This window comes from Methylocapsa sp. S129, from assembly GCF_009765995.1.
Lineage (GTDB): Bacteria > Pseudomonadota > Alphaproteobacteria > Rhizobiales > Beijerinckiaceae > Roseiarcus.
The window spans coordinates 364,848-377,491 of record NZ_LMUI01000042.1 but is presented as its reverse complement, the minus strand read 5'-3'; the positions used below and the strand labels follow the sequence as shown (position 1 = coordinate 377,491).

Genomic DNA, 12,644 nt, shown 5'->3' with positions numbered 1-12,644 from the left:
AGAGCCTCCGGGGTGACGCGGAACCGCCTCGCCTGGTCAGGCTTCTGATCATAAAAAACCAGACTCGGCCTCGCATAGCAGCCTATGGTCGTCTTCGACGAACAAGCATTGCACATAACCCCTTTGCGCCCCCAGCAATCCGATCACGAGGTAGCGACTCTTTGGCGCACGATCGGCGTGGATCATTTTCAGGCGTTCAACCACATCGCATCGATAGGCGGCCAGGAAAGCCGACAGATCGGTAGAACTCGCGGCGACGACAGAACTCGCCGCCAGAACCAAGGCGCCCGCCAAAACCATTCCGACGGCCCATCGCCCGCGGCGGTTCGGCCAGATGCGGAACAGATGATCAACACGTTTTTGCACCGCGAGAACTCCGACCCAATCCGGTCAACCCGCCCCGATAAACGGAGCCTACCGGGCCGCCGGAATGCGCGCCAGATGTCCTGTGCGCTCTATTTGCGCCCACCTTGCCGGAAATTAAGCCGCCGGCCATGCGACCCCTCTCGCAAAATCCCGAATTTCCCTTTATAGCCGCGTCGCGACATCCATAGCCGATCGGGCCTGCCGGAACGGCCCGGCCAAAGGAGCTTTCATGACCCTGTTCCACAACGCGCCGTTCGTCCGGCGCGGCCGCGCCGTCGCCCTGGGTTTGGGCGCTTTTCTTTTTGCGGCCGGCGTCGCCAGCGCGGAGCCCAAGGTTCTCGCCAAAATCAACGGCGCCCCCATCACCGAAGACGATGTCAACGACGCCCTGGAGGATATCGGGCCCGGGCTGCCGCAAAAGCTCGACGGGCCGGCGCGCCAGCAATATGCGCTCGACTATCTCATCGATATGAAGCTCGTCGCCAAGAAGGCCGCGGAAGACAAGATGGATTCGGGCGACGCCTTCGCCCGGCGCATGGCCTATTATCACGACAAGCTCGCCATGGAGGCGCTGCTGACCGATGTCGCGGCCAAGGCCGCCACCGACGAGGCCGAGCACAAGGCTTACGACGAGGCCGCCAAATCCAACCCGCCCGTCCCCGAAGTGCATGCGCGCCATATCCTCGTGCCGACCGAGGAAGAGGCCAAGGCGGCGCTCGCGCGCGTCAAGGCCGGCGAGGATTTCGCCAAGGTCGCGACCGAGCTTTCCAAGGATCCCGGCAGCGAGGGCGGCGATCTTGGCTGGTTCACCAAGGACAAGATGGTGCCCGAATTCGCCGACGCGGCGTTCAAGATGGAGCCCGGCCAGGTTTCCGACCCCGTGAAGAGCCAGTTCGGCTGGCACATCATCAAGGTCGAGGAGAAGCGCATGAAGACCTTCCCGCCCTTCGAGCAGGTGAAGGATCAGGCGGCGCGTTATGTCGTCCAGAAGGCGCAGAGCGATCTGATCGTCAAGCTGCACGAAGGCGTGAAGATCGAGCGCACCGAGCCCGAGGCCAAGCCGGCGGACCCGGCCGCGCCTGCTGACGCCGCCAAGCCGGCGGATAAGCCCGCCGACGCGACCAAGCCATAACACGCGCCGCGAAGAAGGCGCCCTGCTCTCTTCGCGGTCCCACCGCTCAACGCCCGGACGATTCGCCATGGCCGCCTCCGCTCCCCTGTCGCCGCTCGCGCCCAAGAAATATCCTGTTCTGCCGCCGGTCGAAGGCGTGCGCTTTGCGACGATTGCAGCGGGTGTGCGTTATGCCGGGCGCACCGATGTGATGCTCGCTTTGTTCGATGCCCCGGCGACAGTGGCCGGCGTTTTCACACGCTCCAAATGCCCGTCAGCGCCGGTCGACTGGTGCCGCCAGAATCTGGCCCAGGGCAAGGCGCGCGCGCTCGTCGTCAATTCCGGCAACGCCAACGCCTTCACGGGCGGGATCGGCGCGAGCGCCGTCGCCCATGTCGCGGAGGCCGTGCATAAAACGACAGGCGCCCCGGCGTCCGAAATTTTCATGGCTTCGACCGGCGTGATCGGCGAACCGCTCGACCCCGCCAAGATCGCCAATGTCCTTGGCGAACTCAACGCCAAAGCGGCGCCCGACGGCATGATGGACGCCGCGCGCGCCATCATGACGACAGATACGTTTCCCAAGGTCGCCACCGCGACGGTGAAGCTCGGCGATAGGGACGTCGTCATCGCCGGCATGGCGAAAGGCGCCGGCATGATTGCGCCCGATATGGCGACCATGCTCTCCTTCGTCTTCACCGACGCGCCGATCGCCGCCCCCGCCCTGCAGGCGATGCTGGCGAAATCCGTCGACCGCTCGTTCAATTGCATCACCGTCGACAGCGACACTTCGACCTCTGACACGCTATTGCTGTTCGCCACGGGCGCGGCGGCCAAGCATGGCGCGCCTGCGATCGCCGCGGTCGACGATCCGCGGCTCGGCGCCTTCAAGCGCGCGCTCGACAAAGTGCTGCTCGACCTCGCCCATCAGGTTGTTTGCGACGGCGAAGGCGCGCGCAAATTTATCGCGATCAAGGTCGAGGGCGCGAAATCCCGCAAAGCCGCCAAGCGCATCGCGATGTCGATCGCCAATTCGCCTTTGGTCAAGACGGCGGCGGCGGGCGAGGACGCCAATTGGGGCCGCATCGTCATGGCGGTCGGCAAGGCCGGCGAGAAGGCCGAGCGGGACAAGCTCGACATCTATTTCGGCAAGATCCGCGTCGCCCATAACGGCCTGCGCGATCCCGCCTACAGCGAGGCCGAAGCATCCGCCTATATGAAGCGGGCGAAGATCGACATCACGGTCCATGTCGGCGTCGGCAGCGCGACGGCGAAGGTCTGGACCTGCGATCTGACGAAGGAATATGTCGCGATCAACGGCGACTATCGGTCGTAGCGTGGGCTGACCGGCCGCCCGCAAGCGCGGCGGAGGCCGGCGATGGAAGGGCTGCGGAATAGCCCGGGCTTCCAAAAGACCCAAAACGGCGCGTCAAAACCTCGGCTAACCCCTTGATTCTCAGCCGCCCGGAAGCGTTCCGGCTTCCGCCAAACCAGCGATATCAACGGCTTGACCCCCTTTCGGCTTCCACATCGCGATTTTTGACGCGAAACAGGGCTTTCGAAGGAAGAGATCGCAAGCGTTCAAAGCAACTCCCAATACGAACAGAACGTTTCGGACAACGAGCCTGAAGATTATCACGAATTCTTATTTTCAGAAATAGCAATCTTCTGGCGCGCTTGCCAAAATTCCCGAAATGACCTGAATGGCGAGACGGATGCCCGCCATGCGCCGGCCCCAGGCCCCGCTCCGAAAGGACTCGCCCTTGAAGCTCCTCCTCGTCGTCGCCGCGGCCTTGATCGATTCCGACGGCCGCGTGCTGATCGCGCAGCGCCCGAAGGGCAAGCAGCTCGCCGATCTCTGGGAATTCCCCGGCGGCAAGATCGATGCGGGCGAGCGTCCGGAAGAGGCGCTGATCCGCGAACTCGCCGAAGAGCTTGGCATTGTCGTCAAGCTGGCCTGCCTCGCGCCGCTGACTTTCGCGAGCCACGCCTATGACGACTTCCATCTCCTGATGCCGCTCTATGTCTGCCGCCGCTGGGAAGGCTTTGTGACGCCGCGCGAGGGGCAGGCGCTGAAATGGGTCTGGGCGAAGGATCTGCGCAACTATCCGATGCCGCCGGCCGACGCGCCGCTGATCCCGCCGTTGATCGAATTGCTGGGACCCGGGTGAGGCTATAATTAGCGCGGCGCCTGCCCCAAACTCGGCGTCCCCGATCGAAGCGAGCGCAACGCGCGCGATATGCGGATCAAAGCGGGCCTGAACGATTTCCCACAGATCGTCGTGTGCGTAATCGGCCGCGAAAGCGCGATTGACCGATGACGAACAGGGGATGAGCGAAGGGAGCAGCAGTTTGCCGGATGCGGCCCGTCAGGCCGCATCCCAAGTCTCGCTTATCCCAAGTCTCGCTTATTCCAAGTCTCGCTTATTCCTGTTTACTCGCAAACCTGCACGTTGCGCCAAACGTGGTGAATCCGCACGCGAGCGGGATAGCAGCCTCGTTCGCCGCCCGTGTACGCGGCGCGCCCTTCCGGAATCTCCGCTGGCTGAGCCTGCTCCGCCGGGTGAAAGGTGAGCACCTCATAGGGCGAAAACAGCGGGCCGTTAGCGTAGACGCTGGAAGCGCCAAAGGTGAGAGCGACGACCGCCGCTCCAAACACGAGAATGTTACGCATGTTGTTTCCTCTCTCATTCATCGTTGCATTGCCGCGATAGCCAATCTTCGGCCGGCGGGGCGCTTTGGATAGCGATAATCCGCTGCATGAGATTCGAGATAGGTCTGCGCGGAAATGGTTTTAATCCTATATCTCGTGCATTGCCTGTTGAGGGAGATTCAGCAATGCGTCGCGGCGACTTTGACGATCTGACCGCGTTCATCGCCATCGCCGATCGCCTTAGCTTTCGGGCGGCCGCATCGCGGCTCAGCGTCACGCCCTCGGCCCTCAGTCATACGATGCGGCAACTCGAGGAGCGCCTCGGAGTGCGGTTGCTGAACCGCACGACGCATAGCGTATCGCTGACCGACGCCGGCCTGCGGTTGCTGGAGCGACTGCGGCCGGCGATCGATCAGGTCGTCGGCGCGCTGGAGGACCTGAACCAGGAGCGAGGCCGACCCTTCGGCAACCTGCGCATCTATGCGAGCCATATGGCCGCGGCGGCCGTGGTGACGCCGGTCTGGCGCCGCTTCCTATCGACCTATCCGGAGGTTCGTCTTGAGCTGCAGTTGGGTGAGGCGCCGCTCGATATCGTGGCAATGGCGTTCGACGCCGGCATCGGACCGCGCGACCGGGCGCAGGCCGATATGATTGTTGTTCGGGTGATGGGACCGATGAAAGTGGCCGTGGTTGGCGCGCCTTCCTACTTCGCGCAACGCCCCGAGCCGCGCGCCCCAGACGATCTCACGCGTCATAGCTGCGTGCAATATCGACGAGGCGGCGATGGCGTCGTGTTCGAATGGCCGTTCGAGCAGAACGGCAAGTCGCGGAAGATTTCCGTGGACGGCCAGGTGATGGTCGACGTTCCGGATTTGGCCGTCCGCGCGGCGGTCGACGGGCTAGGGATCGCCTATACGATCGAAGCTTACGTCGAACCGTTCTTGCGCTCGGGACAGTTGATCCGCGTGCTGGAGGATTGGTCTCCGTCCTTCGAAGGACTGTTCCTGTATTATCCCAGCCACCGCCAGGTCCCGGCCGCGCTGCGCGCCTTCATTGACATGATCCGCGCCGCCAACGGCGCGGCGCCGGCGAAGTGCCTGGTCGAGAATCCCTTCACGGCGGATTGAGTGCGACGCTCGGGATCGCACAGGGTCCGGCGGCGCGACGCGGCTCCGCGACCGCTTGCGCAGCCGCTATTCAAGCGGCGCGACCGGTACATCATTGACCTTGGACGCGGAGGCTTTTGGCGGCGCGGCGTCCAGCGCGACCGCTGCGGTCCCCGACGACGGCGCGGGAGGCGCCTTGGCGCCCGGTGTGTTGGGCGACGGCGCCTTGTTATCGCTCGGAGCTGTTGTCGATCGGGCGACCGGCGCCGGCTCGGACTTGTGGCGCTTGACTCGCGGCTTCGACTTCGGCGTTTCAAAAAAATCGGCCGCCGAGCGCGGCGGGGCGACATCATCGTGACGACCAAACAGGCGCTCGAACAAGGTGGGTTGCGGCTGCGCCCAAGCCGCGAGCTCGCCCATTCCGATCATCGAGACGGCGAGGGCGAATGCCGCGGCGGGCGCGCGCGCGAAAGACCGCTTCGAACGAATGTTCATCGGACGCAACTCCCTCGGGGCCTATTCGTGTCAGGAATTGTAGGCGACGCGGACCTGTCCGACGCTTCGAATCGCGTCCGTCAACGCCGGCAAGTCGAATCCGGCAATTGTCATCTGCCGGATTTGGCCTTCGGAATTGAAGGTCATGGTGATCGCGACCGGCGTTGATTCAAACGCGTCGTGCGCTCCCGGCAGACCCAAATTGCCCAGCAGAATGACGCTGTCTCCCCAAATGACCTCGATGGCGACTGACAGGTTCTTTCTGAAGTCGCCGCAGGCGCCCTTCAGCATGCGCTTGACTTGCGGTCGCCCGCTCTCCTGGAGATCGCAGGTGAATTCGCGACTTTCGTCGGGCCGGCTGTCGTTCAATGCGCCCAGTCGGAGCGAGAGGATGATATCGTCCGCGAGCAATTCGTTCCAAGAAAGCAAATCCCAGGTCGCCAGGATCGTCTCGATCCTCCGTCGCGAGTGCGTCCGATCACCCGCGTCCAGTTGCGATTCAACGTTTATGGCCAACATTCGACGATCTCCGGAATGCAGTTTCGTCTTTGGCAATGCTCGCCCGGAGCGTTGACGACGGAACTGGCGCGATCTCAACCTGAATGCGCGCCGGAAAATTATTGACGGCAGCCGTAAATGAAAATCCTGTATTTATTACATTTGGTGTTGAGGGAAATTCAGGAACGGCGGGCGATTGCCCCGAGCCTCCGAGCTCTTGGCGGGGCCGCTCCGAAATGGGCGACGCTGGGGCCGGGGGTCCGATTCCCAATTTTTTTCAACCGATTGCCCTGCCCCACGCGCGTATTGTCATTGTGAGGCAATGAACGGGTCGCTATAAGGGCGCCGAACCAATGGGAGATTCTCGCGCATGGGCCTGGCCGGGGTGATCAAGGACGGTTACAAACCGTCGGATAATGAGCCCTTCATGAATGAGCGCCAAAAGGATTATTTCCGGCGCAAGTTGGTGGATTGGAAAGAAGGCATTCTTCGCGAAAGCCGCGACACGCTGGCGGCGTTGCAAAGCGAAAGCGAAAATCATCCTGACATCGCCGATCGTGCTTCATCGGAAACCGACCGCGCGATCGAACTGCGCGCACGCGACCGGCAGCGCAAGCTGATCTCCAAGATCGAAAGCGCCCTTGGACGGCTCGACGACGGCACTTACGGCTATTGCGAGGAGACGGGCGAGCCCATCTCCCTGCGCCGCCTCGACGCGCGTCCCATTGCGACGCTGTCGGTCGAAGCCCAGGAACGCCACGAGCGCCGCGAGAAGATTTATCGCGACGATTGATGTTGGAAGCGGACGCCTCTCTCGTCATTGCGAGCGGAGCGAAGCAATCCAGCGATCGTGACCTTTGCCCAATGTTCGCGGCGGTCCGGGTTGCGGAGTCTTGGTTAGCAACCGTCTCGACCTCTGGATTGCTTCGCTCCGCTCGCAATGACCGGGTCTGTCGGAGCAATCGCGCAATTCCTGATCACAGCCTGCGAATCGACGTGATCGGCTCCTTGTTCCGGTCTCTGGCGACGCGCAGCGGTTCGCTCACCACGCGCATATGATAGCCGTTGGCGTGCAACAGCGTTTCAGCGTCGCGCATGATTCCGACATGCCCCTTCCAGAAGATAAGATCGCCGCGCCGGAGATTGGCTAGGCCTCCATCAAAGGCGACGGGCGCGCCGACCGAGGCTTCGATCATGTCGCTATCGCGCGGCGCGGTGAATCCGGCTTCGACGAGCGCGGTTTGCGCAAGGGCGGAACAATCGATCCCTTGCGAAGTGCGGCCGCCCCACAAATAGGGAGCTTCCACAAAGCGCTCCGCGACGGCGACGAAATCGGGCGCCGCGGCGGCAAGTGGCGCGAGGTGGCTGAAGTAAACATGCAGGCCTTCGGCGTTGATCGCAAAGTCGCCGGCATACCCCGTGATCGCCAGACGCGCGCCTAGCGAAAGCGCGAGAACCGGCGGCAATTTGATGCTCGGCCCGGGATAGGCGAAGCTGCGCGGCACGGCGAGGCGATGGGTCGGCTCGCCCGGAACGCCAAGCGCGTCGGCGGGGAGATAGCCGACGTAATCGTCGCGCTCCAGTTGCGCCCAGGCCCAGCCGTCGCGCTCCTCATAGACGATGACGCTCTCGCCATAGAGCGCCTCGGTGTCCAGCGATGCGTCATGCGACGGCGTGCGCCGCAAGGGCGCGGCGCCGGCAATGACGCGCCGGCGCCAGCCTTCGACAAACCGCGCGGCTTCAACCCTGCCGCGAAGCCCGGCGGCGGCAAGATCGGGGCGCGCCGGGGTCAGGCGCCGGTCGAGGGGCTTGTTTTCGGACAAAACATCGGAACTGGACATGCAGGGGCCTGATTCAGCGCAAGACCTGTCCAGTCTATGGGCTTTTCGGTTACGATGGAATTGACGCCGATGCGGCGCGGTGAAGTTCAAGCCATCGCATGGGCTACATTCCCATCTGCTTTGAGAAAGCCTGACCGAAGAGACGATGACGCTATCCAAACCTCTTGCCAAACCCCTCGCCGCGATTATTCCGCCCTCGGCGACAAAATTTCCCGAGACCCGGTCCGCCCATGGCGTTCGATGGATCGACGACTATGCCTGGATCAGGGCGCATAACTGGCGCGAAGTGCTGCGCGACCCCAGCGCGCTGCCCCCCGCCATCCACGATCTCCTGAAGGCGGAGAACGCCTATGCCGAGCGTGCGCTCGGTCCCGCCAAGACCCTCCAGCGCCAATTGGCGCGCGAGATGCGCGCGCGTTTGAAGGAAGACGATAGCGAGGTTCCCCAACCCGACGGCCCGTTCGCCTATTACGCGCGCTTTCGTCATGGCGGGCAGCACAAGATCTTCTGCCGAAAGCCGCGCGAAGGAGGCAAGGAAACCATCCTGCTCGACGGCGACGCCCGCGCGGCCGGCAAGGCGTTCTTCCAGTTCCTCGATGCGCGCCATTCTCCCGACCATAGCAAGGTCGCCTGGAGCGCGGACGAGAAGGGTTCGGAGATTTTCACGCTCTATGTCAGGGACATCGACAAGGCGGTCGATCTCGACGACATCGTCGGCAATTGCACGGGCCATGTCGTATGGACGCGCGACTCGCGCGGTTTTCTTTACGTCAGCCTCGACGAAAATCACCGACCCTGCCGCGTGCTGCTGCATCGGATCGGGACGCCGGCCAGCGACGACGTTGAGGTCTATGAGGAAGCCGATCCCGCCTGGTTCATCAATATAGCAGCGACGCGCCTTGGCGCCCTGGCGATCATCTCGGTGCATGGCCACGACGCCTCCGAGGCGCATGTCGTCGACCTCGATCATCCAGCCTTGGCGCCGCGATTGATCGCCGCGCGCCAGCCCGGCCTGCGTTATGACGTGATGGACCATGGCGATGTTTTTTTCATCCGCGCCAATGCCGGCGGCGCCCAAGATTTCAAAATCGTCGCCGCGTCCAAAGACGCGCCAGGCATGGAAAACTGGCGCGAGTTCATTCCGCATCGGCCAGGCCGCCTGATCGTCGCCACAGCCTTGTTCAAGAACTTTCTCGCCCGGCTGGAGCGCGAGAATGGCGCGCCGCGCATCATCGTGCATGAACTGGCCACGGGCGAGGAACATGCGATCGCCTTCGACGCCGAAACCTACTTTCTCGGCTTCGAGCCCGTCTTCGAATTCGATACGCCGATCTTTCGCTTCGGCTTTTCGTCGATGAGTTGCCCGAGGGAGACTTACGACTACGATATGGCGCTGCGCCAGCGCATGTTGCGCAAGAAGCAGATGGCGCCGAAGGACTTCGACGCTTCGGCCTATGTCACGCGGCGGATTTTCGCCCTTGCGCCGGACGGCGAGAGCGTGCCGATTTCGATCCTGCATCGACGCGAGACGCCGATCGACGGAACGGCGCCGCTCTTGGTCTACGGCTATGGCGCCTATGGCCAGGTGATCGACGCGTCCTTTTCCACCAACCGCCTGTCGCTTGTCGATCGCGGCTTTGTCTATGCGATCGCCCATATTCGCGGGGGCACGGACAAAGGCTGGCGCTGGTATGAAGAGGGCAAGCTAGCGCGCAAGGCCAATACGTTCGGCGATTTCATCGCCGCGACGAAACATCTGGTCGCGCATGGTTTTGGCGCCGGGGACCGCGTCGTCGCGCATGGCGGCAGCGCCGGCGGGATGCTGATGGGGGCCATCGCCAATGCGGCGCCGCAGCTTTACGCCGCGATCATCGCCGACGTGCCCTTTGTCGATGTCCTCAATACGATGCTCGACGCCGACCTGCCGCTGACGCCGCCCGAATGGCTGGAATGGGGCAATCCGATTCTCGATCGCACCGCCTTCGACACGATCCGGGGCTATTCTCCCTATGACAATGTCCAGCGCCAGGATTATCCCGCCATTCTCGCTTTGGCGGGTCTGACCGATCCGCGCGTCACTTATTGGGAGCCGGCCAAATGGGTCGCCAGGCTGCGCGCCGTCATGACCGGGGGCGGCCCGATCATCCTCAAGACGAATATGGACGCCGGGCACGCCGGCGCCTCCGGACGTTTCGATCAACTCGAAGATATCGCGCTGGCCTATTCCTTTGCGCTGACGCGCGTAGGGAGCGCCTAGAGTCCTTCTCCCGAGAATCGGGAGAAGGGTTTCGCGTCCGCATTCTTACGCTTTGACCTGATCGAGAAATCCGCTGATGCTTTTCAGCCGCCCATCCGCGGCGACAATTCCGAAATCGGTGCCGCCGGCGATCGGTTCGGCGGCAGGAACGCCGAGCGTCCAGGAAAACCGCAGCCTGTCGCCATGGCCGTCAGGCGCACTCGCAAGCGCAAAGCGGTGGCCAGGGAAACGTTCGTGCACGGCGCCGATCAGCGCGTCGATCTCGGAATGCCCGTGCCCCTTCATCAGGGGATCCACGTAAATAGCGTCTTCGGTCCAGGCCGAGGCGATCAGCTTCCTGCGGTTCTGCGGGTCCGTCTCGTTCCACAGATCGATGTAACGTTCGGCAATTTTCGCGGCGTCGGTCATTGGCGGCTCCTTTGGGTTCGCCGGCTCATCCCGGCATGCCCAATCCTGAGCGAGCGGCCGCGGCGCGTCGATTACGCTTGAGGTAATGGCGGGCCGCGATCGCGCCAGCTATTCTCGGTCCATGCAAACACACACGCTTCCCATCGGAGAACAGGTCCGTCACTGGCGCCAGCGTCGCCGCCTGAGCCAGCTTGATCTGGCGTGCGAGGCCGAAATCTCAACGCGTCATCTCAGTTTCATCGAAACGGGACGCGCGGCGCCGAGCCGGGACATGATTCTGCATCTGGCCGAAAGCCTCGACGTGCCGCTGCGCCAGCGCAACGCTCTGCTGCTGGCGGCGGGATTCGCGCCGATCTTCCAGGAACGCACGCTTGACGATCCCGCTTTGCGCCCGGCGCGCGAGGCGATCGAGGCATTGCTCACCGCCCACGAGCCCTATCCCGCGCTGGCGATCGATCGCCACTGGAATCTGATCTCGGCCAATCGGGCGATCGCGCCGCTGATGGTCGGCGCGGCGTATGATCTGCTCAAACCTCCGGTGAATGTGCTGCGCCTGAGCCTGCACCCTCAAGGCCTTGCGCCGCGCATCGCCAATCTGCCGGAATGGCGCGACCATTTGCTGTTCCGCTTGCGCCGGCAATTTGCCGAAACGGCCGACCCGATCCTGTCCGATTTGCTCGCCGAACTGACGGCCTATCCGCATGGCGGCTTACGGGCCCCTGCGCGTGATGTGTCGACGATCGCGGCGCCTCTGCAATTTCGCACCGAGCATGGCGTTCTCTCCCTGCTTAGCGCGACAATGATGTTCGGCGCGCCGCTCGATCCGACGCTGTCGGAACTCGCGCTGGAGACCTTCTTGCCCGCCGACGCGGCGACGGCCGAGGCATTGCGGCGGCTTATCGCAAGCTGAGAATAATTCCTCAGCCCGCCTGGACCAGCGCCGCCGCGCCGGCGCCTGCGACATCGGCGGGAAGGCTGTGAAACTCCGGCACGGCGTCGCGCACCGCTTGCAACATGATCGCGGCGAGGCGGGCGGCGGCGGGGCCAGGCTCCGCCTCGGCGCGATGCAAGACAAGGCCCAGCGAGGGCAATGCCGGCAGTCCGCTCTCTCCCCGCGCAAGAGGACGCACGCTGGCGGGGAGGCCGATCGACGTTCGCACGGTGACGCCAAGCCCAGCAGCAGCCGCCGCCCACAAGCCCCCGAGGCTCGGGCTGACGAAGGCGAGCCGCCAGGCGATGCCAGCGCGGTCCAAAGCGTTGGTCGCGGCCGTCCGCAACAGACACGGCGCCTCCAAAGCCGCCAGCGGCAAGGGCTCGCCGCTCGACGCCTTCCAGGCTTCGCGCGGCGCCGCCGACCCGACCCAGCACATCGGCGTTTCCGCCACGCGCTCGCTATGGGACGTGAGCGCGCCATCGCTCCAGGCGAGCGCGAGGTCGAGGCGACCTGCAATCACCCGCTCGATCAATTCCGCATTGCGCGCGACCCGCGCCTCGATACGCACTTTGGGATGGGCGCGCGTGAACCGCCCCAGCACTTCGGGCAGCAATGCTTCGCTAAAGTCTTCCTGAAGGCCAAGCCGCACCCAGCCCTCAAGTTCGACGCCATGAATCGCGGCCGCCGCTTCGTCGTTGAGGTCGATGAGACGGCGCGCATAGGCGAGCATGGTTTCGCCCGCTTCGGTCAATGCGAGGCCGCGCCCGACCTTACGAAAGATCGGCGTGCCCGCCTGCGCCTCCAGCTTTTTGAGCTGAGCGCTCACGGCCGAGGTCGAGCGGCCGAGCCGGTCGGCCGCCCTGGCGAAGCTGCCAAGGTCCATGCCGGTGGCGAAACTGCGCAGCACATCGAGATCGAATGTCACCCGCCGCATGCCAATCATCCATATTTTTGGAACTATGCGTTCTATATTTT

14 protein-coding genes are annotated in these 12,644 nt (G+C 63.7%); 7 read left to right on the top strand and 7 right to left on the bottom strand.

Annotated elements, in window-relative coordinates; translation table 11 throughout:
* Positions 1 to 48 precede the first annotated feature (48 nt).
* Complete coding sequence (locus GSQ90_RS22435; RefSeq protein WP_158817101.1) at positions 49 to 366, bottom strand: hypothetical protein; 318 nt, start codon at positions 364 to 366, stop codon at positions 49 to 51.
* A 229-nt stretch (positions 367 to 595) separates the two neighbouring features.
* Here GSQ90_RS22435 and GSQ90_RS22430 point away from each other — a divergent pair, with 229 nt between their 5' ends.
* The 3 genes from GSQ90_RS22430 to mutT all read left to right on the top strand — a co-directional run bounded on the left by GSQ90_RS22430 (position 596) and on the right by mutT (position 3,648).
* Positions 596 to 1,498 (top strand): peptidylprolyl isomerase, encoded by a 903-nt coding sequence (locus GSQ90_RS22430; protein ID WP_158817100.1) that lies wholly within the window; start codon positions 596 to 598, stop codon positions 1,496 to 1,498.
* A 67-nt stretch (positions 1,499 to 1,565) separates the two neighbouring features.
* On the top strand, positions 1,566 to 2,813 hold the full coding sequence (gene argJ, locus GSQ90_RS22425; protein ID WP_158817099.1) for a bifunctional glutamate N-acetyltransferase/amino-acid acetyltransferase ArgJ: 1,248 nt from the start codon (positions 1,566 to 1,568) through the stop codon (positions 2,811 to 2,813).
* Positions 2,814 to 3,240: 427 nt separating this feature from the next.
* Positions 3,241 to 3,648, top strand: a complete 408-nt coding sequence (mutT, locus tag GSQ90_RS22420; protein WP_246731720.1) for an 8-oxo-dGTP diphosphatase MutT — start codon at positions 3,241 to 3,243, stop codon at positions 3,646 to 3,648.
* A gap of 263 nt (positions 3,649 to 3,911) precedes the next feature.
* Here mutT and GSQ90_RS22415 read toward each other — a convergent pair whose 3' ends face one another.
* Positions 3,912 to 4,151, bottom strand: a complete 240-nt coding sequence (locus GSQ90_RS22415) for a hypothetical protein (protein ID WP_158817097.1) — start codon at positions 4,149 to 4,151, stop codon at positions 3,912 to 3,914.
* Between the two features lie 164 nt (positions 4,152 to 4,315).
* Between GSQ90_RS22415 and GSQ90_RS22410 the strand changes: the two genes are divergently transcribed.
* A complete protein-coding gene (locus GSQ90_RS22410) occupies positions 4,316 to 5,257 on the top strand; it encodes a LysR family transcriptional regulator (protein ID WP_158817096.1) in 942 nt (313 codons plus the stop codon).
* A 66-nt stretch (positions 5,258 to 5,323) separates the two neighbouring features.
* Here GSQ90_RS22410 and GSQ90_RS22405 read toward each other — a convergent pair whose 3' ends face one another.
* Positions 5,324 to 5,731, bottom strand: coding sequence for a hypothetical protein (locus tag GSQ90_RS22405; protein WP_158817095.1), 408 nt, complete (start codon positions 5,729 to 5,731; stop codon positions 5,324 to 5,326).
* A 30-nt stretch (positions 5,732 to 5,761) separates the two neighbouring features.
* A complete protein-coding gene (locus GSQ90_RS22400) occupies positions 5,762 to 6,250 on the bottom strand; it encodes a hypothetical protein (protein ID WP_158817094.1) in 489 nt (162 codons plus the stop codon).
* Between the two features lie 349 nt (positions 6,251 to 6,599).
* On the opposite strand from GSQ90_RS22400, the gene dksA reads away from it, so the two are divergent.
* Complete coding sequence (gene dksA / locus GSQ90_RS22395; RefSeq protein ID WP_371418431.1) at positions 6,600 to 7,022, top strand: RNA polymerase-binding protein DksA; 423 nt, start codon at positions 6,600 to 6,602, stop codon at positions 7,020 to 7,022.
* 184 nt (positions 7,023 to 7,206) lie between these two features.
* Here the strand turns inward: dksA and GSQ90_RS22390 are convergent, their stop codons facing one another.
* Positions 7,207 to 8,070 carry a C40 family peptidase gene (locus GSQ90_RS22390; protein ID WP_158817093.1) on the bottom strand — a complete coding sequence of 288 codons (864 nt, stop codon included), beginning with the start codon at positions 8,068 to 8,070 and terminating at the stop codon, positions 7,207 to 7,209.
* A gap of 145 nt (positions 8,071 to 8,215) precedes the next feature.
* Here GSQ90_RS22390 and GSQ90_RS22385 point away from each other — a divergent pair, with 145 nt between their 5' ends.
* A complete protein-coding gene (locus tag GSQ90_RS22385; RefSeq protein WP_158817092.1) occupies positions 8,216 to 10,327 on the top strand; it encodes a S9 family peptidase in 2,112 nt (703 codons plus the stop codon).
* A 45-nt stretch (positions 10,328 to 10,372) separates the two neighbouring features.
* On the opposite strand, the gene GSQ90_RS22380 is transcribed toward GSQ90_RS22385, so the two are convergent.
* A complete protein-coding gene (locus GSQ90_RS22380) occupies positions 10,373 to 10,735 on the bottom strand; it encodes a nuclear transport factor 2 family protein (protein ID WP_158817091.1) in 363 nt (120 codons plus the stop codon).
* Positions 10,736 to 10,856: 121 nt separating this feature from the next.
* Between GSQ90_RS22380 and GSQ90_RS22375 the strand changes: the two genes are divergently transcribed.
* Positions 10,857 to 11,645 (top strand): helix-turn-helix domain-containing protein, encoded by a 789-nt coding sequence (locus tag GSQ90_RS22375; RefSeq protein WP_158817090.1) that lies wholly within the window; start codon positions 10,857 to 10,859, stop codon positions 11,643 to 11,645.
* A 10-nt stretch (positions 11,646 to 11,655) separates the two neighbouring features.
* Here GSQ90_RS22375 and GSQ90_RS22370 read toward each other — a convergent pair whose 3' ends face one another.
* Positions 11,656 to 12,603: a LysR substrate-binding domain-containing protein gene (locus tag GSQ90_RS22370; RefSeq protein WP_158817089.1), complete on the bottom strand. Its 948-nt coding sequence runs from the start codon at positions 12,601 to 12,603 to the stop codon at positions 11,656 to 11,658.
* Positions 12,604 to 12,644 lie beyond the last annotated feature (41 nt).

Excerpts from the sequence above, each read along its gene's own strand:
- GSQ90_RS22430 (WP_158817100.1), top strand. The coding sequence starts at position 596 with ATGACCCTGTTCCACAACGCGCCGTTCGTCCGGCGCGGCCGCGCCGTC.
- GSQ90_RS22400 (WP_158817094.1), bottom strand. The coding sequence starts at position 6,250 with ATGTTGGCCATAAACGTTGAATCGCAACTGGACGCGGGTGATCGGACG.
- GSQ90_RS22370 (WP_158817089.1), bottom strand. The coding sequence starts at position 12,603 with ATGCGGCGGGTGACATTCGATCTCGATGTGCTGCGCAGTTTCGCCACC.
- dksA (WP_371418431.1), top strand. The coding sequence starts at position 6,600 with ATGGGCCTGGCCGGGGTGATCAAGGACGGTTACAAACCGTCGGATAAT.
- GSQ90_RS22415 (WP_158817097.1), bottom strand. The coding sequence starts at position 4,151 with ATGCGTAACATTCTCGTGTTTGGAGCGGCGGTCGTCGCTCTCACCTTT.
- argJ (WP_158817099.1), top strand. The coding sequence starts at position 1,566 with ATGGCCGCCTCCGCTCCCCTGTCGCCGCTCGCGCCCAAGAAATATCCT.
- GSQ90_RS22405 (WP_158817095.1), bottom strand. The coding sequence starts at position 5,731 with ATGAACATTCGTTCGAAGCGGTCTTTCGCGCGCGCGCCCGCCGCGGCA.
- GSQ90_RS22390 (WP_158817093.1), bottom strand. The coding sequence starts at position 8,070 with ATGTCCAGTTCCGATGTTTTGTCCGAAAACAAGCCCCTCGACCGGCGC.
- GSQ90_RS22385 (WP_158817092.1), top strand. The coding sequence starts at position 8,216 with ATGACGCTATCCAAACCTCTTGCCAAACCCCTCGCCGCGATTATTCCG.
- GSQ90_RS22375 (WP_158817090.1), top strand. The coding sequence starts at position 10,857 with ATGCAAACACACACGCTTCCCATCGGAGAACAGGTCCGTCACTGGCGC.
- GSQ90_RS22380 (WP_158817091.1), bottom strand. The coding sequence starts at position 10,735 with ATGACCGACGCCGCGAAAATTGCCGAACGTTACATCGATCTGTGGAAC.
- GSQ90_RS22410 (WP_158817096.1), top strand. The coding sequence starts at position 4,316 with ATGCGTCGCGGCGACTTTGACGATCTGACCGCGTTCATCGCCATCGCC.